The organism is Paragemmobacter amnigenus, assembly GCF_009908265.2.
Classification (GTDB): Bacteria; Pseudomonadota; Alphaproteobacteria; order Rhodobacterales; family Rhodobacteraceae; genus Paragemmobacter; species Paragemmobacter amnigenus.
The window spans coordinates 77,268-100,406 of sequence record NZ_JAAATX020000009.1 but is presented as its reverse complement, the minus strand read 5'-3'; the positions used below and the strand labels follow the sequence as shown (position 1 = coordinate 100,406).

Here is a 23,139-nt window from a genome sequence, read left to right as displayed (position 1 = left end):
CAAGGGAGACCCGGATGATTACCCGGCGCGAATTTCTTCAGGCCTCTCTCGCTGCATCGGCGATCTATGGGGCCAGCGGTTTCGGCAACTGGTCGCGGCTGGCGGCCCAGCAGGCGCTAACGCAGGACCAGCTCTTGCAGTTCGACGATTTCGGAAATCTCACCCTGATCCACATCACCGACATCCATGCCCAGCTGAAGCCGATCTGGTTCCGCGAGCCGGAGTGGAACATTGGCGTGGGTGATGCCAAGGGACAGCCGCCGCATGTCGTGGGCCGGGCTTTCCAGGACATGTTCGGCATCGCGCCAGGCAGCCCTGACGCCTACGCCCTGACTTACGAAGACTTCGCCGCGCTTGGCCAAGCCTATGGCCGGATGGGCGGGATGGACCGCGTCGCGACCGTGGTCAAGGCGATCCGCGCCGCGCGGCCCGACAGCATCCTTCTGGATGGCGGCGACACCTGGCAGGGCTCGATGACCAGCCTTCTAACCAAGGGGCAGGATTGCGTCAACGTGATGAATGCCCTTGGCGTCGAGGCGATGACCAGCCACTGGGAATGGACGCTTGGCACCGAACGGGTGAACGAGATCGTCGAAAGCCTGCCCTTCCCCTTCCTCGGTGCGAACATCTTCGACGCCGAATGGGATGAACCCGCGTTTGAACCCTACAGGATCTTCGACAAGGGCGGCCTCCGTATCGCCGTGATTGGCCAGGCCTTCCCCTACATGCCCATCGCCAACCCGCGCTGGATGTTCCCCGAATACTCCTTCGGCATCCGTGAGGAACGGATGCAAGCCGTGGTCGACGAGGTCCGCGCCGAGGGCGTCGATCTGGTCGTCTGCCTGTCGCACAACGGCTTTGACGTCGACAAGAAGATGGCCTCCCGCGTCACCGGCATCGACGTGATCCTGACGGGTCACACCCACGATGCGATCCCTGAACCCGTGCTGGTCGGGCAGACGATCCTCATCGCCTCCGGCAGCCACGGCAAGTTCGTCAGCCGCGTCGATCTGGACGTCCAGGGTGGCAAGATGCTGGGCTTCCGCCACAAGCTGATCCCGATCTTCTCGGACGTCATCACCCCAGACGCCGAAATGGCCGCCCTGATCGACGCCGAACGCGCGCCGTTCAAGGCCCAGTTGGAAGAGAAGATCGGCACGACCGACAGCCTCCTCTACCGGCGCGGCAACTTCCAGGGCACTTGGGACGACCTGATCTGCGATGCTGTCCGGTCCGAACGCGACGTGCAGATCGCGCTCAGCCCCGGCGTCCGCTGGGGCGCATCGCTCCTGCCCGGCGACGCGATCACGCGCGAGGACATCCACAACGTCACCTCGATGACCTACGGCCAGGTCTACCGGACCGAAATGACCGGCGAGACGATCAAGACCGTCCTCGAAGACGTCGCCGACAATATCTTCAACCCCGATCCCTACTACCAGCAGGGCGGCGACATGGTCCGCATCGGCGGCATGGGCTTTGCCTGCGACGTGTCGAAACCCATCGGCAACCGAATCAGCGACATGGTGCTGCTTGAAACGGGCGGGGCGATCGACCCGGCCAAGTCCTACACCGTCGGCGGCTGGGCCAGCGTCAACGAGGGCACCGAAGGCCCGCAGATCTGGGACGTAGTGGAAGCGCATATCAGGAAGCTTGGCACCGTCCGGCTTGAGCCCAACCCCTCGGTCACCGTGACCGGAATTTGAATAGGAGCGTTCGCCAGATGACCGACGAACCCACACGCCGCGCCTTTCTGGCCGGCACCGCCGCCGCCGGGGCTGGCCTTGTCGCAAGTGCCGCCACCGCCCAGACCCCCGATCCGCTGATCACCGAGGTGCAGGAATGGGCCTCGGTCTTCGGCGACGCGGTAGATGCCACGCCCTACGGGATGCCGATCGAGTTCGAATCCCACGTCGTGCGCCGCAATGTCGAATGGCTGACCGAAAGCACCGCCTCCTCGATCAACTTCACGCCGATTCATGCGCTGGAAGGCACGATCACGCCCCAGGGCTGCGCCTTTGAACGGCACCATTCCGGGGCAATCTCGCTGTCAAAGCAGGACTACCGGCTGATGATCAACGGGCTGGTCGACAAGCCCCTGGTCTTCACCTTCGAGGACCTGCTGCGCTTTCCCCGCCAGATCAGCATCGCCTTCTGCGAATGCGCGGCGAACGGCGGCATGGAATGGGGCGGCGCGCAGCTGGAAGGCTGCCAGTTCACCCAGGGCATGATCCACAACATGGAATACACCGGCGTCATGTTGCGTGACCTGTTGGCCGAGGCCGGGGTCAAGCCCGAGGGCAAGTGGGTCTACGTCGAAGGCGCCGATGCCTCGTCCAACGGCCGATCGATACCCTTGGAAAAGGCGCTGGACGACGTGATGGTCGCCTTCTTCGCCAATGGCGAGGCGCTGCGCAAGGAACACGGCTACCCCGTCCGCCTGGTCGTTCCCGGCTGGGAAGGCAACATGTGGGTCAAATGGCTGCGCAGGATCTCGGTCTATGACCAGGCCGTCGAAAGCCGCGAGGAAACCTCGAAATACACCGACATGATGCCCGACGGCCGGGCGCGGAAATGGACCTGGGTGATGGACGCGAAATCCGTCATCACCCAGCCCAGCCCGCAGGCCCCCATCCGCCACGGCGCCGGCCCCCTCGTCATCACCGGCCTCGCCTGGTCCGGCAACGGCAAGATCACCCGCGTCGATGTCTCGACCGATGGCGGCAACTCCTGGCACCCCGCCCGCATCACCGGCGAGGCGCGCTCCATGGCGCTGACCCGCTTCCACTACGACATGAACTGGGACGGGTCCGAGATGTTCATCATGTCCCGCGCAGTGGACGAGACCGGCTATGTCCAGCCGACCAAGCAGGCCCTGCGCGAGATCCGGGGCGTGAACAACGTCTACCACAACAACGGCATCCAGGTCTGGTGGGTGCGCGCCGACGGAGAGGTCGAGAATGTCGAAATCGCTTGAGATCCTTCTCGCTTCCCTCCTCCTCGCCACGCCCGCCGCCGCCGAGTCCCTGGGCCTCGGCCGCGAAGCCCTCCCCGAGGAAATCGCCGCCTGGGACGCCACTGTTCTGCCCGACGGCACCGGCCTGCCTGACGGCTCGGGCGACGTGCTGACCGGTGAGGAAGTGTTTGGCGCCAACTGCGCCTCCTGCCACGGTGAATTCGCCGAGGGGCTGGACAGCTGGCCCGTCCTTGCCGGTGGCGACGGCACGCTGACCGATCCGCGCCCGGTCAAGACCATCGGCAGCTACTGGCCCTATCTCTCCACCGTCTACGACTATGTCCACCGCTCGATGCCCTTCGGCCAGGCGCAGACGCTCTCGGTCGACGACACCTATGCGATCACGGCCTTCCTCCTTTACTCCAACGGGCTGGTCGAGGATGACTTCACCCTCACCCGGGAGAACTTCACCACCATCGTGATGCCCAACGCCGAGGGTTTCTACCCCGACGACCGCGCCGAAACCGAATACCCGCTGTTCCGCGCCGAACCCTGCATGGCGGACTGCCGCACCGCCCCGCCCGAGGTGACGAAGCGCGCCATCGAGTTGAACGTGACCCCCAAGGATGAGAACGGCAATCCTGCGGGCACACTGCCGTTGCTGACCGCAGCTTCTCAGACCGCACCGGCCGAAGCTGCGGCCGCTCCGGCCGAGACCCCTGCCGAGCCGGCAGCGGAAACCGCGCCCGAAGCGGCGTCACCCGAGACCGAGACCACCGCCGAGGAACCGGACGCAGCCGACGAGGCCGCCGCCGATCCCGCTCTGATCGAGGCGGGCGAGAAGGTGTTCCGCAAATGCGCCTCGTGCCACAAGGTCGGCGATGATGCGAAACACGCCGTCGGTCCCGCGCTGAATGGCGTCGTCGGCCGGACCATCGCCACGGCCGAGGGCTTCAAGTATTCCAAGCCCCTCGCCGAGCTTGGCGCGGGCGGCGGGATCTGGGACGCGGCCGCTCTGCATGCCTTCCTGGAAGACCCCAAGGGCTTTGCCGCTGGCACCAAGATGTCCTTCGCCGGCCTGAAGAAGCCCGAGGACCGCGACGCCGTCATCGCCTATCTCTCCACCTTCGCCGACTGATGGGATAGCTCCCGGACCCGCTCCGGGGGCACCCTGCCAAGGACCCGCCATGCTGACCCGCCGCCATTTCCTGACCGCTAGCGCCGCCACCCTCGCCGCCCCGCTGGCGCCGCGCCGCCTCTGGGCCGCCAGCACGCTGACGCTGGGCGAGACCCGGATCGACACGCTGTCGGACGGCAACCTCGTCCTGCCCGTCGACTTCATCCTTGGCGGGATGCCCGAGGCCGAGCTTCAGGATATTCGCGCCCGCTATGGCCTGCCCAGCGACCAGCTGACCCCGCCCTGCAACGTCACCCTCCTGCGCGACGGGACCAATACCGTCTTGTTCGACGTGGGCTCCGGCCCGGACTTCCAGCCCTCCGCCGGCAAGCTGACCGAGGCGCTGGCTGCCATGGACCTGACGGTCGAGGACGTGACCCATGTCCTTTTCACCCACGGTCACCCCGATCATCTCTGGGGCCTGCTGGACGATTTCGACGAACCGCTGTTCCCGAATGCCCAGCACATGATCGGGCAGGCCGAATTCGACTACTGGACCGATCCCGAGACCGCTAACACCATCGGCGAGGCGCGGGCCACCTTCGCGGCGGGTGCCTCGCGACGGCTGGGCGTGATCGCGGACAGCCTGCGCCTACTGATCGATGGCGAGGAACCGCTACCCGGCATCTTCGCCCGGCTGACCCCCGGCCATACGCCCGGCCATCTGGCCTATGAGATCGCCGGGCCGACGCCCGCGATGGTGCTGGGCGACTGCATCGGCAACCATCACGTCGCCTTCGAGCGCCCAGACTGGGCCTCGAACTCGGACCAGGACAAGGCGCTTGCCGCCACCACCCGCACAGCCCTGCTTGACCGGCTGGCGGTCGATGGTCACGCGATCATCGGCTTCCACCTGCCCGGCGGCGGGATCGGCCGGGTGGAACGCGCGGACAAGGGCTATCGCTTCGTCGAGGAGACATGACCGCGCGCGGCGGCGTCGCGGCAACTTTGGAGAGGGTGTGACCATGATTAGAACCGGACTTGCAGCCGTCCTTGCTTTCGGCCTTTCGACCGGCCTCGCCACCGCGCAAGAGGCGACGACCTACCCCTTCGACGGCAGTTTCGATGAGGCCACCATGGCTGTCGAGGCCGCCATCATCGGCAAAGGTCTTGTAATCGACTATCGCAGCCATGTCGGCGAGATGCTGAACCGCACCGCCGCCGATGTCGGCAGCGAGGTGAAGGTCTTCGACAATGCCGACGTGTTCCTGTTCTGCTCGGCCGTCCTGTCGCGCAAGGTGATGGAGGCCGACCCCATGAACATCGCCCATTGTCCCTATGGGGTCTTCGTCACCGACCGCGAGGGCCAGGTCGCCGTCGGCTACCGCCAGATGCCCGAAGGCCCGATGCAAGAGGTCCAGACCCTTCTGGACGAGATCGCTCGCGAGGCGACGGGGCAGTAACCGCCCGGCCTCCACTGCGTCTCTGCGGCCGCCAGGATGGTTAAACGTCCGTGAACGGCCGCGGATAATTCCTTGAAATCATTGGTCTCTGGCATTCTGTCCACCGTGGACAGCCGCTCAGGCCACCACCCGACCCCGGGCACCGGCCTGATCTACCAGCCAGTCAGTGATCCCCGCCCCCACCCACATGCAGAACAGCGCGAGCCAGGCTGTCGCCACAAAGATCGACCCCCCGGTGACCCCCGCCCCGATCGCGCAGCCCCCCGCCAGCATCGCCCCGAACCCCATCAGCGCCGCCCCCGTCATCGACCGTCGCATTTGACCCTCGCCCTCGTAGCCCTCGAATTTCAACTCGCGCCCGACCCAGGCCGAGACGAGCGCGCCAAGGAAGACCCCCGGCACCAGCCCGATGTCGAACCCCAGCGCCGGCTCCTCGGTCAGGAAGAACATAAGCGTGTTGGCCGAGGGCCCCGAGAAGGTGGCCGAGGTGACCGCCACCGGCTCGAAGGCGACCTGCGCCAGGCTGAAGGTCAGCACCCACCCCAAGGCGACCGCGAACCCCACGCCCGAGGCGAAGATCATCACCGGCAGCCCGACCCGATTGTGGCGGACAAGGACAAACGCCAGGGCCGCGATGGCGAGGCCCAGCCCCAGGCCCGCCTCGTCGGGCAGGCCGACCGCATGCAGCAGGTTCACATTCGCCCCGCCCGGAGTGACCCAGAGCCCCGCCGCCCATGCGCGGACCGGAGCAAGCCAGCCATGCAGCGACATCTGCGCCACCACCGCGAAGATCAGCCCCGAGATCACCGCCCGCAGGTTGCCCGTCGCCGCCAGCACCAGAAGCCGCCCGGAGCAGCCGCGCGCCAGCACCATTCCCGCGCCGAACATCAGCCCGCCCAGGATGGCCCCCGACCACGACCCCGCGACCGCCATCATCCGCGCCTCTTCCACCCGGAACAGACCCAGAAGATGCGCCGCCTGCACCCAGATCAGCGCGGTCGAAAAGGCCAGAAGCCAGACCGCCACCCTTGGCCCCAGCGCCCCCCGCGCGAATTCGACCGTCGCCGCGCGCAGACAGAACGAGGACCGCTGCGCCGCGATCCCGAAGACGGCCCCCGTCACCAAGCCCATGGCCGTAGCAACGGTGGTTTCATCCGCATGATCAAGAACCCAAATGAGATCCATTGGCACGCCTATTTTCTTAATCATGAGCGTGCTTTGGGCCTCATGCCTTGATCTTAATCAACAAGGTAAAGGGTCAGGTGAGTCGATCGCCACCGGTCCTACTGAACCCTCCCAGAACTCGCTCAGTTCTAGCCTAGGGTTCCGTCCATACTAAATGCTTAGGTCGATGAGGTGGCCACAGAAGTCAGAAGCGACGATTAAGTCCCCGTGCGAAGGAAGACGCTAGGCTAGCACAATCTAGACCTCCATACTGGCCGACGCAGCAACTGCTACAACAACGCCGTCGAAAACAGAATCAAACCGTACTCACATACACAGAAGTGGAACCTTAGCGTTAGCTAACGTCTTTATGTGGCTCGAAACCATAAGGTTTCTTTACGGATGAGGCTCCCATGCCCCGGATCACCCTGTTGCAGATCAACGACACCCATGGCTATCTGGAACCGCATCTCGAATTGGTCTGGACGGACGAGGGTCCCTCGGTCGCAACGATGGGGGGGTTCGCGCGCATCGCGACGATTCTGGCTGCCGCGCGAGCCGAGGCGCCAGATGCGGTGCTGGTCTTCGACAACGGCGACACCTTTCACGGCACGCCCGCCGTGACCCAAAGCCGCGGCGAGGCGGCGGTGCCCGTTCTGAACGCGCTCGGCCTTTCCGCGATGACCGGTCACTGGGACTTTGCCTATGGCCCGGTGCAGGCTGCGCGACTGGCGGAGATGCTGGGCTATCCGCTTCTGGCCGCCAACTGCCACCGCGAGGCCGATGACGCACCGCGCTTCCGCGCGACGCTGACCTGTTCGGCGGGCGGGGTGCGGATCGGCGTGATCGGGCTTGCGGCCACGATCCTCGACAAGACCATGCCGCCGTCGTTCTCGACGGGACTGCGCTTCACCGACGGGATCGAGGAAACCCGAGATCATGCCCTGCGCCTGCGGGCCGACGGCTGCGCCCTGATCGTCGTCCTGTCGCATCTGGGTCTGCCGCAGGATGCCGCGCTGGCGCAGGCGGTCGATGGTATCGACGTCATCCTTTCCGGCCACACACACAACCGGCTTGAAGAGCCTTGGATTGTCAACGGCGCCCTCATCATCCAGTCCGGCTGCCATGGCAGCTTCGTCGGGCGGCTGGATCTGGACATCGACGGCGGTTGCATCGTCGGGCACCGGCACCGCCTGATCCCTGTTTCCGCCAACCTGCCCGAGGATCCCAGGGTCGCGGAACTGGTAACCAGGGCCGTGGCCCCCGAGGCCGATCTGCGCGGTCAGGTGGTCGGCCAAACCGACCGCCTTCTGCACCGAGCGACCTGCATGGACTCCCCCATGGACGACGCGCTGCTTGCCGCCATCGCCTTTGCCGCCGGCACAAAGATCGCCTTCTCAAACGGCTGGCGCTACGGCGCGCCGATCCCGCCTGGCCCGGTGACGCTTCACGACCTGTGGTGCATCATCCCGGTCAATCCCCCGGTCGGCATCGTCTCGCTGAGCGGCGCCGAGATCGTGGAGATGCTGGAGGCAAGCCTCGATGCGGTGTTCGCCACCGACCCTTTCGATCAGCGCGGCGGATATGTCAAACGGTTCTGCGGCTTGACCGTGAACGCCAAACTTGAAAATCCGAAAGGGCACCGGATCGAGATGATCTTCGATGCCGAAGGCAATCGGCTCCATGACGACAAGTCCTACCGCGCCGCCTTCGTCACGAAGCAGGGAGTGCCCACGCGGTTCGGTCGGGATCGCCGGGAACTGGAGATCGCAGCCGTCGACGCCCTACGGGAGTGGTTTGGCGCCGACAGGCCAATGGCTGTGTCGCCGGGCCGACTGCGTATCGTGTGACCGACATCGGAGAGCTTCGAATGCGTCGAGGCCGGGAAGCACCATTCCGACGCCCGAGCGTTCACCAAACCGCGAGCGGGACGCCCCTTAAGCGCCCGTTAAGGTTGCCCTCGCATCCGGCGACGCATGAAAATGCCAAGATCCCTCGCGCTGGTCGCGCTCCTCCTGCTGGTTCTCGCGCAGGTCTCTCCCATCCATGCCCAGACCAAGCCGTTGGATGCGGATCAGGCCTTTCGCCTGACCGAAGATCCCCAACCGGACGGGTCGCGCCTGTTCCGGTTCGATATCGCTCCCGGATACTACCTCTACCGCGAAAACTTTCGCGCGCGTGCCGCCGAAGGTCAGGAGCAGCCGCTGGAAACCCCGCCCGGGGAGGTCAAGGAAGACCAGAACTTCGGTCGGGTCGAAGTCTATCATGGCAGCGTGACCGTCGGGCTGACCGGACCGGGCCCCGAGGTGACGCTGACCTGGCAGGGCTGCAAGGAAGACAGCATCTGCTATCCTCCGCAGAGCCGGGTCGTCGCGGCGTCGACCGATGGGACAGGCCTCGCTTCAACCGATGATGCAGCCGCTGTGGCGGCAAAGGCTCCGACGCTGACCCTTGCCGCCGAACCGGGGCTGATCGACGGGCTGGCGCGGCGGGGCGGCACTGTGTTGGTGCTGGCGGGCTTCCTCGGCTTTGGGCTGTTGCTAGCCTTCACGCCTTGCGTCTTTCCGATGATCCCCATCGTTGCGGGCATGGTTGCGGGCGGGACGCCTCGGCCATCGGCGCGTCGCGGGCTGGTGCTGAGCGGGGTCTATGTCCTCGCGATGGCCTCTGCCTTTGCCGCGCTGGGGGGCCTGGCCGCGTGGTCGGGGCAGAACCTGCAACTAGCTCTGCAATCGCCCGTGGTGCTGATGCTGGGCGCGGGAGTGTTCGGCGTGCTGGCGCTGGCAAGTTTCGGGTGGTTCGAACTGGCGCTGCCGCAGTCCCTGACCGCCGGTCTCGGCCAGGTCACCGGGCGGCGCGGATCGTTGAGCGGGGCGGCGGTTCTGGGCTTCACTTCGGCGCTGATCGTCGGGCCCTGCGTCACAGCGCCGCTCGCCGGGGCGCTTATCTACATCGCACAGACCGGCGACGTCGTCCTCGGGGCGGCGGCCTTGTTCGCGCTGGGGCTGGGACAGGGGCTGCCCCTGCTGGCGGTCGGCGCCTTCGGGCCGCAGATCCTGCCGCGCGCGGGTGCCTGGATGGGTGCGGTGCGCACGGTTTTTGGGGTGATGTTCCTGGGGCTGGCGATCTGGCTGCTGGCGCGGGTTCTTCCGGGGCAGGCGGTTCTGGCGCTGTGGGCCGCGCTGCTGATCGGCTCGGGCGGGGCGCTGTGGCAGCGGGGCTGGGCGCCGGCCGGAGCGGTTCTGGCGCTGGCCGGCGCCCTTCAGGGCGTCGGCGCCGGCCTTGGTGGCGGCGATCCGCTGGCGCCGCTTGAACCTCTGTTGCGGCAGGCGTCGGTGGACGCACCGCAGCAGTCGGCCGCGTTTAGGACCGTGACGACCTCCGCCGCGCTGGATGGGGCGCTTTCGGAAAGCGAAGGCCCGGCGCTGGTCTATGTCACGGCCGACTGGTGCGCCATCTGCCGCAGCATCGGGCGGGGGCCGCTGGCGGACCCGATTGTCACGGCGGCCCTGGGCCCGCTGACGCGGATCAAGGCCGACGTTTCGGACTTTGGAACCGAAAGCCAGGCCCTTCTGGACCGCCTTGGGTCGGTCGGTCCGCCGACGATGGTCTTTCTGGACTCTGCGCGGACCGAGGCGCCGGGCACGCGCCTGATTGGCGCGGTTGACAGCCCGATGATGCTTCGGTCCATCGACGGGGTGGCGCGGTGAACGCCGTCACCATCGGCCCGCTGGCGTTCGAGGCAACGCGCTTTGCCGCCATCCTGGGCATCGCGGCGCTGTTCCTTGCGGCAAGTCTGGCCGACTGGCTGGCGCGGCGGCGCGGCACGGATGGCGGGATCGCGGAGGCGGTCTGGCCGGTACTCCTGAGCTGGGCCGTGGGTGCCCGGCTGGGCTGGGTCGTAATGCACTGGGCCGACTATGCGGCGCATCCGGGGGATATCCTGCGGTTCTGGCAGGGCGGGTTTTCGCTGGGCTGGGGCTTTGCCGCAGCAGGCATCGCGGTCGGCTGGCAAATCCGGCGGCGCCCCGGGCGCGCGCGCTGTCGCTGGCGATGGTCTGCATCATGGCGGTGACGGTGGGGGGGCTGGCTCTTCTGGTGGGGAACGCCCCGGGCCGGATCGCGCTGCCCGATGCCACGCTGCAGGATATGGCGGGACGGCCGGTCTCGCTGATCGCGCCGGACGGCCCTTTGGTCGTGAACCTCTGGGCCAGTTGGTGCCCCCCCTGCCGGCGCGCGCTACCAATGATGGTCGAACAGGCGCAATTGCCCGGAGCGCCGCGTTTTGTCTTTGCCAATCAGGGGGAAACGGCGGTGCAGGTGCAGGCCTTCCTGACCCGGGTCGGCATAGGCCCCGATCACATCGCGCTGGACTTGACGGCCGGCATGATGACTGCCTTCGATGCGGCGGGGCTGCCCCTGACGCTGATCTCCGATGAACGGGGCGAGATGGTCTCGTCGCATGTCGGGGAAATCTCGCGCGCCGAACTGTTGCGCCAAATTGCCAAAATCTCAGGAGTGAAAAGATGATACCCCCTTTTCCGCTTCCACGATGCGCCAAGGCGCTGCCGTTGGGGGGACTGGTTGCGCTGGCCGGCTGCGTCGCTCCGCCCATGGCCGCCGCGCCACCGCCGCATGCGTCTGGTCTGTCGCCCGAGGTATTGGCGCATTATGATGCGATGCCCGATGGCGAGCGGACCATCCCGGCCATCGATCCGAAATACCTGTCGGCCGAAAAGGCGCGGCAGGAGGTGGGTTATTATGCCCCGCATCCGCCCGGTACGATCATTGTCGATCCGGAAGCCCGGTTTCTTTACCAGGTCATGCCCGGCAACCGCGCGATGCGTTATGCCGTGGCGGTGGGCCCCGATGGCTATGCCTTTTCGGGCGAGGCGACGATCCCCTATCAGCGCGACTGGCCCGGCTGGCGACCGACCGACAACATGATTAAACGCGATCCGGGACAGTATGCGCAATATTCTGATGGTCTGCCCGGCGGACTGTCGAACCCTTTGGGCGCGCGTGCGCTCTACCTGTTCCGGGGAGCGCGCGACACCCATTATCGCATCCACGGCACCTCGAACCCCTGGTCGATCGGACAGGCAACGTCGGCCGGGTGCATCCGGCTGTACAACCAGGATATCGTCCACCTTGCCGAAAACACCGCGCCGGGCACCCGCGTGGTCGTGGTGCCCAAAGAGCAGAGCGGCCTGTGGACGCATCCCCCGATCCCCATCCCGAACGGAGAACCGACATGACCCTTGATCTGACCCGCCGTGGCCTGATCGCTCTGGCAGGCACTGCCGGGACGCTGATGCTTTTGCCGCGGGCATCCCTGGCGCAGGAACTGACGCCGGAGGCCGTGTTGCGCGACCCCGATGCGCCTGTTCTCGGCAACCCGGAGGGCGATGTCACGGTGGTCGAATTCTTCGACTATCAGTGCCCTTTCTGCAAAGGGATGCATCCGATGCTGACAGATGTCGTGACCCGAGACGGTAATCTGCGGCTGGTGATGAAGGACTGGCCGATCTTCGGCGCGCCTTCGGTCTATGCCTCGCAGCTTGTGCTCGGGGCGCACGGGCTTGGCCTTTATGACGCAACCCATGCGGCTTTGATGAAGACAGAGGGGCGGCTGAGCGAGGCGCAGATCGACAAGGCACTGGCGCCCGTGGTCGATCCGGCGCGGGCGATGGCGTCCTACAAGGCGGACCGCGGCCGGTGGGACGAACTGCTGCAAAGAAACGACGCCCAGGCAACCGCCCTGGGCTTTCAGGGCACGCCCGGAGTGGCTGTGGACACCACGCTTTTCGCCGGCGCCATCGACCAGACCACGCTGGAACAGGCAATTGCCACAGCCCGCGCCGGATAAACCCCGACATTTGACCCAGAAGAAGGAAAAGACCGATGATGATGAAACGCCGCCAGACCCTGACGCTCGGCCTCGGGGCCGCTGCCGGCCTGATTATGCCTGCCGTGGCGCATGCGCAGAATAGCGTGCGCAACAATGTCTCCAGCTTTTCCATGCAGGACTGGCGCGACCATTTCGACACGCTGGGCAAGGCCACCATCGTGGCCGACACCGTGTCGCGCGCCCTGCATTTCTGGAGTGGTGATGGATCGGATTACCGGATCTACCCGACCTCAGTCCCGATTTCGGACGAGCTGACCAAGCGCGGATATACCGAAATCGTGCGCAAAAAGGTGGGGCCGAGTTGGACCCCGACCCCGTCGCAGATGGAGCGCCATCCTGATTGGAAACCGATCCCGCCCGGACCGGAAAACCCGCTTGGCACGCATGCGATGTACCTGTCCTGGCCCGCCTATATTATTCACGGCACTCATGACACTCGCAAGATCGGACGCCGATCTTCGGACGGATGCATCGGTCTCTACAACGAGATGATCGCTGAACTTTACGCAGTCTGTCCGGTGGGCACCCAGGTGCGTGTAATCTGACGCATCAGGCGGCCGGCAGAATCAGCTCGGCCGCCTCGCCACCACCTGGCCGAGGCAACAAGGTGAATTCCCCGCCCATCCGCTCAACCACGGCGGCCACAATGGAAAGCCCCAATCCGCTACCTCCACGCGAGGGGCTGTTGGCGCCACGATAAAAGCGGTCGGTGACATAGGGGCGGTCATGCTCGCCGATCCCGGGGCCGCGGTCCAGGATGCGAAATCGAACAACGTCCCCTTCGCGGACCATCCTTGCCTCTACGGTGGCTCCGATCGGCGAAGCGAGGACGGCATTTTCCAAAAGGTTGCGCAGAGCTGATGAAAGAATCGCGGACTGCGAGGTGCGCCATTGTCCGGCGCTGGCGTGCACATCCAACCGGACCCCGCGCGTGGTGGCAATGCCGGACAGCATTTCGGTCACCTCGGCGAGGATTCGGGCACCATCCTGTGCGGGGGCACCCGCGGCATCGACCGGATCCTCTGCAGCAACCATGTCCAACAGCTGCCGCACCATCCGGTCGGTGCGATCCACCCCGGTGGCGATTTGCGCCAGGGCATGGCTCCGCGTTGTCTGATCTGGGGCTAAAACCGCGATCTGGGCCTGTGTTTTCAGTCCAGCCAGCGGCGTCTTCAACTCGTGTGCGGCAAAGGCGGTAAAGCTCCGCTCTCGATCGCGCGAAGTTTCGACGCGCCGGAACAGTCCGTTCAGAGCCGCCACCATCGGACGCAGCTCGTGTACAATGCCGAAATCGTTGAGCGGCGCGAAATCGTCGGCGCGTCGGGCAGATAGCGCCTGTGCCAGCGCGTCAAGCGGTGATAATCCCCGACGCACCGACACCCAGGTCAGCACGGCAAGCATCGGCAAAATAAGCGCGGCTGGGCCCACCAATCCGAGGATCACGCCGTCGACTAGCCGGTCGCGCACACTTCGTGCGTCGCCGACCATCACTCTAATGCCCATACCTTCATCGACATGCGTGTAGACGCGCCAGACCATTCCATCGACTTCGCGCTCGGTGAAGCCGGACATGTTCCCGGCCAGCGCAACGGTGGGCGCACCATCCGATCCGCTTTTCAGCGTTCCGTCAAAGCCCCAGACCTGGCAGACCAACTGCCGCGCGAAATCATGCCGCCCTGAGTCAGGCAGAGCGGGCGCGCTGCCGTCCGGCACGACGATCCCGGCCAGATCTGCCGGAACAAAGCCATCGCTGCGGGCGATCAGTGAGGCCACCATCTGTGCCGATTCCTGCAAGCGGCGGTCCAGCACAAGATTGACTTCGGTTCGCGTGGAATGCTGGATCCAAAAGATCGCCGAAAGCCAGACCACTCCGGTCGCCGCAAGTAGCATCAGGAAAAGCCTGAAGCGGATCGATGTCAAATCACCTCCTCGGCAAGACGATATCCGACGCCGCGCACTGTTTCGATGAACTCTGCCCCCAGCTTTACCCGAAGCTTGTGAATGTGCACTTCAATTGTGTTGCTCTCGATGTCTTCCTGCCAGCCGTAGAGCCGATCTTCCAGCGAAGCCTTGGACAGGATCGCGCCTGGACGCTCAATTAATGCCTGCAGCAGAGTGAACTCGTGCCGGGAAAAGCCGACCTCCCGGCCTCCCTTTAGGCCGCGCATCCGGGCCGGGTCCAGTTCCAGACCGTTCCAGCGCAGGACGCTGGTGGCCCTCCCTTCGCGGCGGCGAAGGATGGCGCGCAGTCGGGCGGCCAGTTCCTCTAGTGCAAACGGCTTCGGCAGATAGTCATCCGCCCCGGCATCCAGCCCACGGATCCGCTCGTGTACCCTATCCCGAGCGGTTAAAAGAAGGACAGGAATGTCCTGCCCGGCGGCGCGGATCCGGGTCAAAAAGTCCAGCCCTGACCCATCGGGTAGCATCACGTCCAGCACTACAGCCTGAAAGACGCCATCTTGTAGCGCCGCCGAAGCATCGATGCACCCTGCCACCGCGTCGGGCGAGAAGCCGTGCAGCCGCAGCCCTACCATAAGCCCGTCGCGCAAAAGGTCGTCATCTTCGACAATCAGCACCCGCATCCCTTACCCTTTAGTCGATCCGCCCCCTGCCAGAACGCAGTGGCCTTAAGCCAGCCTTAAGATAGGATCAATTTCCACTCTGTAACCCGGGGTAACACATCCATTTAGTCCAAGATTCTGATCGTGCTGCCACATTCGCGCCGTCGATTTCCATAGATAGTGTGTCGGAGCCAGTGGCCGATCTGGGCGGTGCCCAGCAGGCCGCGATCAATACTGCGCAAGATATGACTGCACAGGGCACCAGCAACCGCAACATACGCTCGACCTTCGCCCCGAGGATGGGCGCTGCATGCACCTGTTCATTGCGGCCTGGGATACCGATGTCCGGCGGCTGAACGACACGGCCGGACTGCCCTACCACAGCGTCGTCACCGCCTTGATCTGAACCCCTGAGCCGAAGGGCAGAACGCAGGTCGATGGATCAGGCCAGTCCGGGCGGGCCAAATTGACAAGGAAAACCGGGTGATAAGCAATGGGCAGCACATTCTGGAAGCCATCGCCAGCACGCCCTGGTGGAACTGCGGCGGTTCGTGCCGCCCGGCAGCGCGCGGATCGTGGCCAAGATGGAATCGGCCAATCCCACCGGCAGCATGTAGGACCGGGCCGCGCTGGCCATCGTGCGCGGCGCGGCGCAGGGCGCGCGGCTGCAGTCCGGCGACACGATTGTCGAATGCACCAGCGGCAGCACCGGAACCTCGCTGGCCAGCGTCGGGGTCGCATCGGGTTACCGATGCCTGCTGGTCGCCTCCGACGCCTTCAGTGCCGAAAAGCTGGCGCATATGCGGGCGCTTGGGGCGGACCTCGAACTCCTGCGCAGCGACAACAAGAAGATCACCGTCGAACTGGTGACCGCCTTGATCGAGACGTCGCGGCAACTCAGCCAGAAGCCCGGCCATTTCTGGGCGGACCAGTTCAACAATGCCGATGTCCTGACCGGCTATGCCGACCTGGGGCACGAGATCTGGGCCCAGACCGACGGGCGCATCGACGCCTTTGTTCAAGGGGTGGGAACCGGCGGCTCGCTGCGCGGTACGGCCGAAGCGCTGCGCCTGCATGATCCGGCCATCCGCATCGTCGCGGTCGAACCCGCCGAGTCGCCGGTCCTGTCGGGCGGCGCGCCCGGGGGCAACCTGATTGAGGGCATCGGCATGGGCTATGTCGTGCCGCTGTGGAAACCCGGCCTGGCCGATGAGATCGTTGCGGTATCGGCCGGCGAAGCCATGGCGATGGCACGCCGGTTGGCCCGCGAAGAAGGGCTGTTCGGCGGCGCTTCGGCTGGCAGAACGGCTTGAGCCGCAGGCAAGCATCGTGACGCTGATGTGCGACAGCGGCATCAAGTATCTGAGCACCGAGGTCTACAAGACCGATTGACGCCCCACCCTCTGGCGAAATGCTTTCCACCAACGCCATGTCATTGTGCGCTGTCAGAGTTCTGGTAAGGACTCGGGGGTCAGGTGCCCTTTCGGGGGAGAATCGGGAAGCCCGCCGCTGTAACGGGGACGACGGAGCGATTGCCACTGGGGATACCCGGGAAGGTGCTTCGGTCGAACGAACCGGAGCCAGAAGACCGGCCTGACAGGACAGCCGACCGTTTGGAAGACGGGGCGGTGCCTGTCATTGCGAGGTTCAGAATGACCCGACACGATCCAGTTGCGCCAGGACCGGCGCGTATCTTTTCTCCGTCCGAGCGCCAGGCACTCTACGACATCATCGCCAGTCGGCGCGATGTCCGCAACGAATTCCGCCCAGATCCGATCGACCCTGCGGCTCTGCGCAGGGTGCTGGAGGCCGCTCATGCGGCGCCATCGGTGGGTTTCATGCAGCCGTGGAACTTCATCCTGATCCGCGATCAGGAACGCCGCGCGCGAATCCATGCCGCCTTTGCCGCAGCCAATGCCGAGGCGGAGGAAATGTTTGAAAGCGAACGTCAGCAGACCTATCGGGCGCTGAAGCTGGAAGGAATCCTCACCGCGCCCTTGAACATCTGCGTGACCTGCGACCGCACACGCGGCGGCAAGGTGATCCTTGGCCGGACCCATCAGCGCGAGATGGACCTTTATTCCACGGTCTGCGCCGTGCAGAACCTCTGGCTTGCGGCGCGCGCAGAGGGGATAGGCGTCGGCTGGGTCAGCATATTCCATCCCAAGGACCTGGCCGAGATCCTGCATATCCAGCCGCACGTCGAGATCGTTGCCTATCTTTGCGTGGGCCATGTTTCAGACCTGTTCGACCAGCCGGAACTTGCCACGCGCGGTTGGCGCCAGCGTCTCGATCTCGACGGCCTGATCTTGCAGGAGGAGTGGGCCTGAGGTCGCGCCATGCCGGCGGTTTAACGCTGTCGGCATGGATCGCGCCCTGATGCTCGGTCTTCCGCAGCACCGGCGCCCAAGGGTTTTGAAAAGCAGACATGGAATCCTCGCGAAACTGACGCACATCCGCCGACAGTGCAGGATGCGTTTAGGGTCTGGACCCGTGCCCCGCAGACACCCATCTTGCCCCGTTTTGCCGTGCGGATCGGTCGGGAACCCCGCCTGCCAGAACTCAGCCACGCCCGCGGTAGCTTGGCACGCCCTGATCGGGAACCCAGACCGCCTTCGGCACCGGACCGGTCTGGTAGAAGACGTCGATCGGGATGCCGCCGCGCGGATACCAATACCCGCCGATACGCAGCCATTCCGGGGCCAAAAGATCGACCAGCCGTCTGCCGATGGAAACCGTGCAATCCTCGTGAAAGGCTCCGTGATTGCGGAAGGCTCCGAGATAGAGTTTCAGCGACTTGCTTTCCACCAACCATTGTCCCGGCACATAATCGATCACCAGATGGGCAAAGTCAGGCTGGCCCGTCATCGGGCAAAGCGAGGTGAACTCGGGCGCGGTGAAGCGAACGCAGTAGGCAGTGCCGGCCTGCGGGTTCGCCACCTTTTCCAGCACCGCAGCCTCGGGGTTCTCCGGCAGCCGGGTGGCACTGCCAAGCTGTTTCAGATCCTTGTAGATATCCGTCATGTCGGTCTCCGTCGCGGTCAGACGCCGCGTTTGTTGCCCCAGATAAGGACGTGCAGTTGCGGCAACACATGGGCTGCGAACCAGTGGTCGGCGACGACCCGGTCGACCAGCCAGCGCAGGCGTTGCAGGATGCCGTTGATGTCGATGCGGGCGTTGTCGTCCTGCGGTCCGGGCGGGGTGTGATTGCCCGGCTGAAGGTAGACCGGCAGCGCCGGGAACCGCGCGGCGGCGGCGCGGGCATAGGTATAATCCGCCTCATCGAAGACCACGAATTTTAGCACCACGCGCGGCCCCGGACCGGCGGCCTCAACGCAGGCGCGCAACGCCTCCCAGTCGGTCTCCATCGCGCTCGACGGTGGCTTCGGGCTAAGCACCAGCAGATCGAGATCGGCAAACCAGTCCCGTGCCACCGAACCCTGCGTTTCCAGTGCAAAGCGGTAGCCTTCGGCCTTTCCAGCCGCGATCAGCCCACCGAGCGGCTGGATTGCCGGATTGCCGCCCGACAGCGACACCATCACCGGCAAGCCGCCCGACAGCGCGCGCACCCGGTCCAGCACGGCGCCGGGGCCCATCGGCAGCCAGTCAGCGCGGAATCGGCGGTCCACGGCATGCAGGCTGTCGCACCAGACACAGCGATAATCGCAGCCGCCGGTCCGCACAAAGACGGTGGGCTGGCCGATCAGCGCGCCTTCACCCTGGATCGTCGGTCCGAAAATCTCGCTGACGCGGATCTCGTCCTGGGCGGTCTGGGTCATGGCCGGAACTCCGCCCAGGTTTTCGGCGTCTCGCTCACCCGCACCGCAACCGTCTCCGGCCAGCGCGACGCGCACCAGTCATGGAAATGCCGTGCCAGATGCTCGGCGGTCACTGTATCATGGCCCAGCACCTCGTTCAGATGGCGATGATCGAAGTGTTCGTCGATGTAACGCTTGAAGGGCGCCAGTTCATGGTAGTCACGCACGAAGCCGAAGGCGTTCAACTCCGCCGCCACAAGCTCTACCACCACGATGTAATTGTGCCCATGCAGCCGGGCGCATTGATGGTCGGCCGGCAGTTGGCACAACTGATGCGAGGCGGAAAAGGCGAACTCCTTGGTGATGCGGAACATCAGACCGTCCCCCGCTTGACGGCTTCGCACCAGAAATCCGCGTCGGCGTATTCGGTCGGATCAGCAATCCCCGCCAGACCGAAGGCCTCGCGCCGCTCAACGCAGGTGCCGCAGCGCCCGCAATGGACTTCACCCCCCTTGTAGCAGGACCACGTCTGCGCAAAGGGCGTGCCGTGCCTTGCACCATCGGTGACGATGGCCGATTTCGGCACGTTCACATAGGGCGCCACTAGCTCAATATCGGCATATCCGTCCAGCGCACGGCGTTGCATGATTTGGAATGCGTCGATGAATCCGGGGCGGCAATCGGGGTAGATGAAATGGTCGCCGCCGTGCACCGCCGTGGCGACGGCATCCGCCCCGCGCGTCGCTGTAACGCCAAAGGCGATGGCCAGCATGATGGCATTGCGGTTCGGCACCACGGTGATGCGCATGGTTTCTTCAGCATAATGCCCGTCGGGCACCGCGACATCATCGGTCAGCGCCGAGCCGGACAGGCTTTGGCCAATCGCGCGAATGTCGATGATCTGATGCGGCACGTTCAGGCGCGTCGCACAGGCAGCCGCAAATTCCAACTCTTTGCGGTGCCGCTGTCCGTAATCAAACGACAGCAGCCCGAGCAGGTCATGTTCGGCCGCGACCCTGTGAGCCAGCGTAACGGAGTCCAATCCGCCGGAGCAGATCACGATGGTTTTCATGCAGGTGTCCTTGTTTTGACCGGGTAGGCTGCGACCGGTATTCTGAGTGCAGTGGCTATACTGCGACGATCGTGGCAAGGGAATACGAAAGCTGTGGCCCGATGCGCGCTTGGTCAGATCCACGCCGCAAGATAGCGTTTCGCCTGCGCGCAGGCTGTAGCCAGATCATGCCCCCGCGCCAGATGGACGGCGATGGCGCTGGCAAGGGTGCAGCCGGTGCCGCGGCGGCTGCCGGGTTTGCGCACATTGGCAAATCGAAGCGGGGCCCTCTCAGGGCGCAGCAGCCAGTCGATCGCCTCGGGGCCTTCGGCATGACCTCCTTTGAGCAACACCGCCCGCGCACCCATGGCGAAAAGGACACTTGCCGTATGGTCCAGTTCGGCACCAGGGGCGAGGCCGGTCAGTATGGCGGCCTCGGGCAGATTCGGAGTGACCACGGCGGCGCGCGGGAGCAGTCGGGCGATCATCGCGGCCCGCCCGGCGGGGTCCAGCAGCGAAACCCCGGCGCTGGTGGCCAGAACCGGATCAAGCACAAAGGGCACATCGGGCAACGCTTCGGCTACCGCCACGACGATCCCTGCATTGGCCAGCATCCCAAGCTTGGCCGCAAGCAGTGGACCGGCGGCGCGGATCTGTGCTGCGACCATGGCAGGCGGTACCGGAAGCACCGCGCAACCCCCCGCTGCATCTTGCGCCGTCACTGCCGTCGCCGCCACCCTTGCCGCGATCGCGTGATCGGCCATAACCGCTAGATCACGCGCCAGCCCGGCCCCTGTGGAACTGTCTAGCCCGGCGATGATCAGTACGCTCATTGCCCGTCCGCCAGCAGGGCCAGCACCTTGGCCCCGCGCGCCGCCAGCACCTGCGCGCCGCGCCACGCGCGCAGGCCGGTCGAACAGCACAGGACCACCCGTCCCGCCGGGATCGGCCAATCGGCCAGATCGCCGGGCGCCACCATCTGCGCCCCCTGAATGCGATGCACGGTGCCCCCGGGGCGCAAATCAATCACCGTATCGTTGGCGACAATCTGCGCGGCGGCGACAAAGCCAAAGCCCGGTGCCTCAGTGGCATCGTCAAAGCCGAAACCGCCAAACCGCCAGTTTGCCATATCAAGCGTTACAATCCGGCCCAGAGGCGATGGCTCCAGCCCGATCAGCACTGACAGCGTCATCTGTGCTTGGACTGCGCCAAGCGCCGCCACCGCTGGCCCCAGCACCCCGGCACCGGCACAACTGTCGACGTGCGCGGGCAAGTCGGGAAACACCGCGCGATAACTGGGCGCCGCCCCGCAAAAGCCGCCTGCATAGCCCGCCCGCCCGATGATCGAGGCAGAGATCAGTGGCTTGCCCGCCGCAAGGCACAGGTCGGACAGGGTGTAGGTCACGGCAAAGTTGTCGGCGGCGTCCACAACCAGATCGGCGTTAGCAATCAGACCGGGGGCATTGGCCGGATCGAGCCGGTCAACAATCGCCGTGGCTTGACCATCTGGGTTCAGCGCTGTGGCACGGGCCGCCGCAGCCACGGCCTTTGGCTCGCCAACGTCGGCGGCGCGGTAAAGCGTCTGGCGGTGCAGGTTGGACATCTCCACCTGATCCGGGTCCATGATCGTCAGGTGCCCCACACCCGCCGCCGCCAGCGCCGGGATCACCGTGCAGCCAAGGCCACCCGCGCCGATGATGAGCACATGCGCCGCCGTCAGCCGCGCCTGCCCAATGGCCCCGACACCCGGCACCTGCATCTGGCGCGCGTATCGGCTCATGCGATGGCTCCGGTCGCTTGCACCCAGAGGCGCGTCTGCGCCTCGGGGTCGTGGGCGGTCACCAGATCAGTAACGACAGCCGCCACATCCGCTCCCGCCGCGAACACCTCGGGCAGCCGCGCTGGTGTCAGCCCGCCGATGGCCACCAAAGGTACCGCCCCGATCCGCGATTTCCAGCGCGTCAGTTTGGCCAGCCCCTGCGGATGCCACGGCATCTGCTTCAAAAGCGTCGGCCAGATCGGACCCAACGCGATATAGGCGGGGTTCAAGTCAAGGGCCCGGTCCAGTTCCGCCCGGTCATGGGTCGACACCCCCAGCCGCACCCCGGCGCGGGCGATGGCGTTTGTGTCGGCGCTGTCCAAATCCTCTTGCCCCAGGTGGATGAAATCCGCCCCGTGATCCAGCGCCGCCTGCCAGTGATCATTAACGACCAGTTGCGCGCCGTGGCGGGCACAGATGGCCAGCGCCGTCGTAATCTGCGCCGGAACCTCGGCCACATCGCCCTTGAACCGCAATTGCACCAGCCGCACGCCCAAAGGCACCAGCCGCGCAATCATCGCTGCATCTGGCAGCACCGGGTAAAAGCGGGGCAGGATCATCGCAGCCCCCCAAGCCCCAGATCGGCCATGCCCAGAACCGGGGTCGACGGCACCGCCATGTCCCGCGGCGGCATCAGCCCCGCCTCAAACGCCGCCCGCCCCGCCGCAATCGCCTGACCGAAGGCCCGTCCCATGGCCACCGGGTCACCAGCCTTGGCGACGGCGGTGTTCAGCAGCACCGCGTCAAACCCCATTTCCATCGCCTGCGCTGCCTGACTGGGCGCGCCGATCCCGGCATCAATGATCAACGGCACGCTGGGGAAATGCGCCCGCATCGCGTTCAACGCATCCACATGGCGCAGCCCCCGGCCTGACCCGATGGGCGCGCCCCATGGCATCAGCACCCGGCAGCCCGCATCGAGTAGGCGTTCGGCCACGATCAAGTCTTCAGTAGTGTAGGGAAACACCGCAAATCCATCGGCGCAAAGTACCCGCGCCGCCTCGACCAACGCAAAGGGGTCAGGTTGCAGCGTGTCGGCATTGCCAATCACCTCCAGCTTGATCCAGTTGGTACCGAACACCTCGCGCGCCATCTGCGCCGTGGTGATCGCCTCTTGCGCCGAATGGCAACCGGCGGTGTTGGGCAGGATGCGCGCGCCGGTGGCCTGCAAGAGCGGCCAAAAGCCGTTTGCGCCGCCATTTGCGGTTTCCCGGCGCAGGGATACCGTGATTACCCCACAGCCGGCGGCAGCGATGGCATCGGTCAGCACCAGAGGTGAGGGGTATTGCGCTGTTCCCAACAGCAGGCGTGACGACAAGTCCACATCATAAAGCCGCAT

25 protein-coding genes and 1 riboswitch are annotated in these 23,139 nt (G+C 65.4%); of the genes, 14 read left to right on the top strand and 11 right to left on the bottom strand.

Annotated features, from left to right (window positions below; all coding sequences use genetic code 11):
* The first annotated feature begins 14 nt into the window (after window positions 1-14).
* The 5 genes from soxB to GU927_RS13460 are packed head-to-tail and all read left to right on the top strand — an operon-like array spanning window position 15 to window position 5,536.
* Window positions 15-1,706 carry a thiosulfohydrolase SoxB gene (gene soxB, locus GU927_RS13480; protein WP_161762974.1) on the top strand — a complete coding sequence of 564 codons (1,692 nt, stop codon included), beginning with the start codon at window positions 15-17 and terminating at the stop codon, window positions 1,704-1,706.
* A gap of 17 nt (window positions 1,707-1,723) precedes the next feature.
* Window positions 1,724-2,977: a sulfite dehydrogenase gene (gene soxC / locus GU927_RS13475; protein ID WP_161762973.1), complete on the top strand. Its 1,254-nt coding sequence runs from the start codon at window positions 1,724-1,726 to the stop codon at window positions 2,975-2,977.
* Entirely contained in the window at window positions 2,961-4,094 is a 1,134-nt protein-coding gene (locus tag GU927_RS13470; protein WP_161762972.1) for a c-type cytochrome, read from the top strand. Before soxC ends, GU927_RS13470 begins: the two co-directional genes overlap by 17 nt.
* Window positions 4,095-4,143: 49 nt before the next feature.
* Window positions 4,144-5,055, top strand: a complete 912-nt coding sequence (locus GU927_RS13465; protein ID WP_161762971.1) for an MBL fold metallo-hydrolase — start codon at window positions 4,144-4,146, stop codon at window positions 5,053-5,055.
* 43 nt (window positions 5,056-5,098) lie between these two features.
* Window positions 5,099-5,536, top strand: coding sequence for a DUF302 domain-containing protein (locus GU927_RS13460; protein ID WP_161762970.1), 438 nt, complete (start codon window positions 5,099-5,101; stop codon window positions 5,534-5,536).
* 117 nt (window positions 5,537-5,653) lie between these two features.
* Here the strand turns inward: GU927_RS13460 and GU927_RS13455 are convergent, their stop codons facing one another.
* Window positions 5,654-6,721: a YeeE/YedE family protein gene (locus GU927_RS13455; RefSeq protein WP_161762969.1), complete on the bottom strand. Its 1,068-nt coding sequence runs from the start codon at window positions 6,719-6,721 to the stop codon at window positions 5,654-5,656.
* A gap of 392 nt (window positions 6,722-7,113) precedes the next feature.
* On the opposite strand from GU927_RS13455, the gene GU927_RS13450 reads away from it, so the two are divergent.
* From GU927_RS13450 to GU927_RS13420, 7 genes are all read left to right on the top strand, one after another.
* The gene (locus GU927_RS13450; RefSeq protein WP_161762968.1) at window positions 7,114-8,550 is read left to right on the top strand and encodes a bifunctional metallophosphatase/5'-nucleotidase; all 1,437 of its coding nucleotides are present in this window, start codon (window positions 7,114-7,116) and stop codon (window positions 8,548-8,550) included.
* A gap of 132 nt (window positions 8,551-8,682) precedes the next feature.
* Complete coding sequence (gene dsbD / locus GU927_RS13445) at window positions 8,683-10,410, top strand: protein-disulfide reductase DsbD (RefSeq protein ID WP_161762967.1); 1,728 nt, start codon at window positions 8,683-8,685, stop codon at window positions 10,408-10,410.
* The gene (locus tag GU927_RS13440) at window positions 10,407-10,775 is read left to right on the top strand and encodes a prolipoprotein diacylglyceryl transferase family protein (RefSeq protein ID WP_161762966.1); all 369 of its coding nucleotides are present in this window, start codon (window positions 10,407-10,409) and stop codon (window positions 10,773-10,775) included. Before dsbD ends, GU927_RS13440 begins: the two co-directional genes overlap by 4 nt.
* Complete coding sequence (locus GU927_RS13435; protein ID WP_161762965.1) at window positions 10,766-11,230, top strand: TlpA family protein disulfide reductase; 465 nt, start codon at window positions 10,766-10,768, stop codon at window positions 11,228-11,230. The genes GU927_RS13440 and GU927_RS13435 overlap by 10 nt, the downstream gene beginning before the upstream one ends.
* Before the next feature lie 83 nt (window positions 11,231-11,313).
* Complete coding sequence (locus tag GU927_RS13430) at window positions 11,314-11,958, top strand: L,D-transpeptidase (RefSeq protein WP_217765650.1); 645 nt, start codon at window positions 11,314-11,316, stop codon at window positions 11,956-11,958.
* The gene (locus GU927_RS13425) at window positions 11,955-12,569 is read left to right on the top strand and encodes a DsbA family protein (RefSeq protein WP_161762963.1); all 615 of its coding nucleotides are present in this window, start codon (window positions 11,955-11,957) and stop codon (window positions 12,567-12,569) included. The genes GU927_RS13430 and GU927_RS13425 overlap by 4 nt, the downstream gene beginning before the upstream one ends.
* A 35-nt stretch (window positions 12,570-12,604) precedes the next feature.
* Entirely contained in the window at window positions 12,605-13,156 is a 552-nt protein-coding gene (locus GU927_RS13420) for a L,D-transpeptidase (RefSeq protein ID WP_161762962.1), read from the top strand.
* Window positions 13,157-13,160: 4 nt separating this feature from the next.
* Here the strand turns inward: GU927_RS13420 and GU927_RS13415 are convergent, their stop codons facing one another.
* Together GU927_RS13415 and GU927_RS13410 are read right to left on the bottom strand one after the other, a co-directional pair.
* A complete protein-coding gene (locus GU927_RS13415; RefSeq protein ID WP_161762961.1) occupies window positions 13,161-14,531 on the bottom strand; it encodes an ATP-binding protein in 1,371 nt (456 codons plus the stop codon).
* Window positions 14,528-15,193: a response regulator gene (locus GU927_RS13410; RefSeq protein ID WP_161762960.1), complete on the bottom strand. Its 666-nt coding sequence runs from the start codon at window positions 15,191-15,193 to the stop codon at window positions 14,528-14,530. Before GU927_RS13410 ends, GU927_RS13415 begins: the two co-directional genes overlap by 4 nt.
* Before the next feature lie 608 nt (window positions 15,194-15,801).
* Between GU927_RS13410 and GU927_RS13405 the strand changes: the two genes are divergently transcribed.
* Both GU927_RS13405 and bluB read left to right on the top strand, forming a co-directional pair.
* A complete protein-coding gene (locus GU927_RS13405) occupies window positions 15,802-16,485 on the top strand; it encodes a PLP-dependent cysteine synthase family protein (protein WP_269770129.1) in 684 nt (227 codons plus the stop codon).
* A 143-nt stretch (window positions 16,486-16,628) separates the two neighbouring features.
* Window positions 16,629-16,783: riboswitch (cobalamin riboswitch) on the top strand.
* Window positions 16,784-16,824: 41 nt separating this feature from the next.
* Window positions 16,825-17,502, top strand: coding sequence for a 5,6-dimethylbenzimidazole synthase (gene bluB, locus GU927_RS13400; protein WP_161762959.1), 678 nt, complete (start codon window positions 16,825-16,827; stop codon window positions 17,500-17,502).
* A gap of 232 nt (window positions 17,503-17,734) precedes the next feature.
* Here the strand turns inward: bluB and queF are convergent, their stop codons facing one another.
* From queF to GU927_RS13360, 8 genes are all read right to left on the bottom strand, one after another.
* Entirely contained in the window at window positions 17,735-18,196 is a 462-nt protein-coding gene (gene queF / locus GU927_RS13395) for a preQ(1) synthase (RefSeq protein WP_161762958.1), read from the bottom strand.
* A 17-nt stretch (window positions 18,197-18,213) separates the two neighbouring features.
* Window positions 18,214-18,951 (bottom strand): 7-carboxy-7-deazaguanine synthase QueE, encoded by a 738-nt coding sequence (gene queE / locus GU927_RS13390; RefSeq protein WP_161762957.1) that lies wholly within the window; start codon window positions 18,949-18,951, stop codon window positions 18,214-18,216.
* Window positions 18,948-19,304: a 6-pyruvoyl trahydropterin synthase family protein gene (locus tag GU927_RS13385; protein ID WP_161762956.1), complete on the bottom strand. Its 357-nt coding sequence runs from the start codon at window positions 19,302-19,304 to the stop codon at window positions 18,948-18,950. The genes queE and GU927_RS13385 overlap by 4 nt, the downstream gene beginning before the upstream one ends.
* A complete protein-coding gene (gene queC, locus GU927_RS13380; RefSeq protein ID WP_161762955.1) occupies window positions 19,304-20,002 on the bottom strand; it encodes a 7-cyano-7-deazaguanine synthase QueC in 699 nt (232 codons plus the stop codon). Before queC ends, GU927_RS13385 begins: the two co-directional genes overlap by 1 nt.
* Window positions 20,003-20,115: 113 nt before the next feature.
* Window positions 20,116-20,814 carry a hydroxymethylpyrimidine/phosphomethylpyrimidine kinase gene (locus GU927_RS13375; RefSeq protein ID WP_161762954.1) on the bottom strand — a complete coding sequence of 233 codons (699 nt, stop codon included), beginning with the start codon at window positions 20,812-20,814 and terminating at the stop codon, window positions 20,116-20,118.
* On the bottom strand, window positions 20,811-21,761 hold the full coding sequence (locus tag GU927_RS13370; protein WP_161762953.1) for a HesA/MoeB/ThiF family protein: 951 nt from the start codon (window positions 21,759-21,761) through the stop codon (window positions 20,811-20,813). Before GU927_RS13370 ends, GU927_RS13375 begins: the two co-directional genes overlap by 4 nt.
* Complete coding sequence (locus GU927_RS13365; protein ID WP_161762952.1) at window positions 21,758-22,360, bottom strand: thiamine phosphate synthase; 603 nt, start codon at window positions 22,358-22,360, stop codon at window positions 21,758-21,760. The genes GU927_RS13370 and GU927_RS13365 overlap by 4 nt, the downstream gene beginning before the upstream one ends.
* Window positions 22,357-23,139: a thiazole synthase gene (locus tag GU927_RS13360; protein ID WP_161762951.1), complete on the bottom strand. Its 783-nt coding sequence runs from the start codon at window positions 23,137-23,139 to the stop codon at window positions 22,357-22,359. The genes GU927_RS13365 and GU927_RS13360 overlap by 4 nt, the downstream gene beginning before the upstream one ends.

Bases quoted from the DNA above. Each gene is read 5' to 3' on its own strand.
- GU927_RS13370 (WP_161762953.1), bottom strand. From the start codon at position 21,761: ATGAGCCGATACGCGCGCCAGATGCAGGTGCCGGGTGTCGGGGCCATT.
- GU927_RS13435 (WP_161762965.1), top strand. From the start codon at position 10,766: ATGGCGGTGACGGTGGGGGGGCTGGCTCTTCTGGTGGGGAACGCCCCG.
- GU927_RS13410 (WP_161762960.1), bottom strand. From the start codon at position 15,193: ATGCGGGTGCTGATTGTCGAAGATGACGACCTTTTGCGCGACGGGCTT.
- queC (WP_161762955.1), bottom strand. From the start codon at position 20,002: ATGAAAACCATCGTGATCTGCTCCGGCGGATTGGACTCCGTTACGCTG.
- bluB (WP_161762959.1), top strand. From the start codon at position 16,825: ATGACCCGACACGATCCAGTTGCGCCAGGACCGGCGCGTATCTTTTCT.
- GU927_RS13360 (WP_161762951.1), bottom strand. From the start codon at position 23,139: ATGCGGCTTTATGATGTGGACTTGTCGTCACGCCTGCTGTTGGGAACA.
- GU927_RS13420 (WP_161762962.1), top strand. From the start codon at position 12,605: ATGATGATGAAACGCCGCCAGACCCTGACGCTCGGCCTCGGGGCCGCT.
- GU927_RS13430 (WP_217765650.1), top strand. From the start codon at position 11,314: ATGGCCGCCGCGCCACCGCCGCATGCGTCTGGTCTGTCGCCCGAGGTA.
- GU927_RS13455 (WP_161762969.1), bottom strand. From the start codon at position 6,721: ATGGATCTCATTTGGGTTCTTGATCATGCGGATGAAACCACCGTTGCT.
- GU927_RS13385 (WP_161762956.1), bottom strand. From the start codon at position 19,304: ATGTTCCGCATCACCAAGGAGTTCGCCTTTTCCGCCTCGCATCAGTTG.
- GU927_RS13460 (WP_161762970.1), top strand. From the start codon at position 5,099: ATGATTAGAACCGGACTTGCAGCCGTCCTTGCTTTCGGCCTTTCGACC.
- GU927_RS13465 (WP_161762971.1), top strand. From the start codon at position 4,144: ATGCTGACCCGCCGCCATTTCCTGACCGCTAGCGCCGCCACCCTCGCC.
- GU927_RS13425 (WP_161762963.1), top strand. From the start codon at position 11,955: ATGACCCTTGATCTGACCCGCCGTGGCCTGATCGCTCTGGCAGGCACT.
- GU927_RS13450 (WP_161762968.1), top strand. From the start codon at position 7,114: ATGCCCCGGATCACCCTGTTGCAGATCAACGACACCCATGGCTATCTG.
- dsbD (WP_161762967.1), top strand. From the start codon at position 8,683: ATGCCAAGATCCCTCGCGCTGGTCGCGCTCCTCCTGCTGGTTCTCGCG.
- queF (WP_161762958.1), bottom strand. From the start codon at position 18,196: ATGACGGATATCTACAAGGATCTGAAACAGCTTGGCAGTGCCACCCGG.
- GU927_RS13470 (WP_161762972.1), top strand. From the start codon at position 2,961: ATGTCGAAATCGCTTGAGATCCTTCTCGCTTCCCTCCTCCTCGCCACG.
- soxC (WP_161762973.1), top strand. From the start codon at position 1,724: ATGACCGACGAACCCACACGCCGCGCCTTTCTGGCCGGCACCGCCGCC.
- queE (WP_161762957.1), bottom strand. From the start codon at position 18,951: ATGACCCAGACCGCCCAGGACGAGATCCGCGTCAGCGAGATTTTCGGA.
- soxB (WP_161762974.1), top strand. From the start codon at position 15: ATGATTACCCGGCGCGAATTTCTTCAGGCCTCTCTCGCTGCATCGGCG.
- GU927_RS13365 (WP_161762952.1), bottom strand. From the start codon at position 22,360: ATGATCCTGCCCCGCTTTTACCCGGTGCTGCCAGATGCAGCGATGATT.
- GU927_RS13375 (WP_161762954.1), bottom strand. From the start codon at position 20,814: ATGAGCGTACTGATCATCGCCGGGCTAGACAGTTCCACAGGGGCCGGG.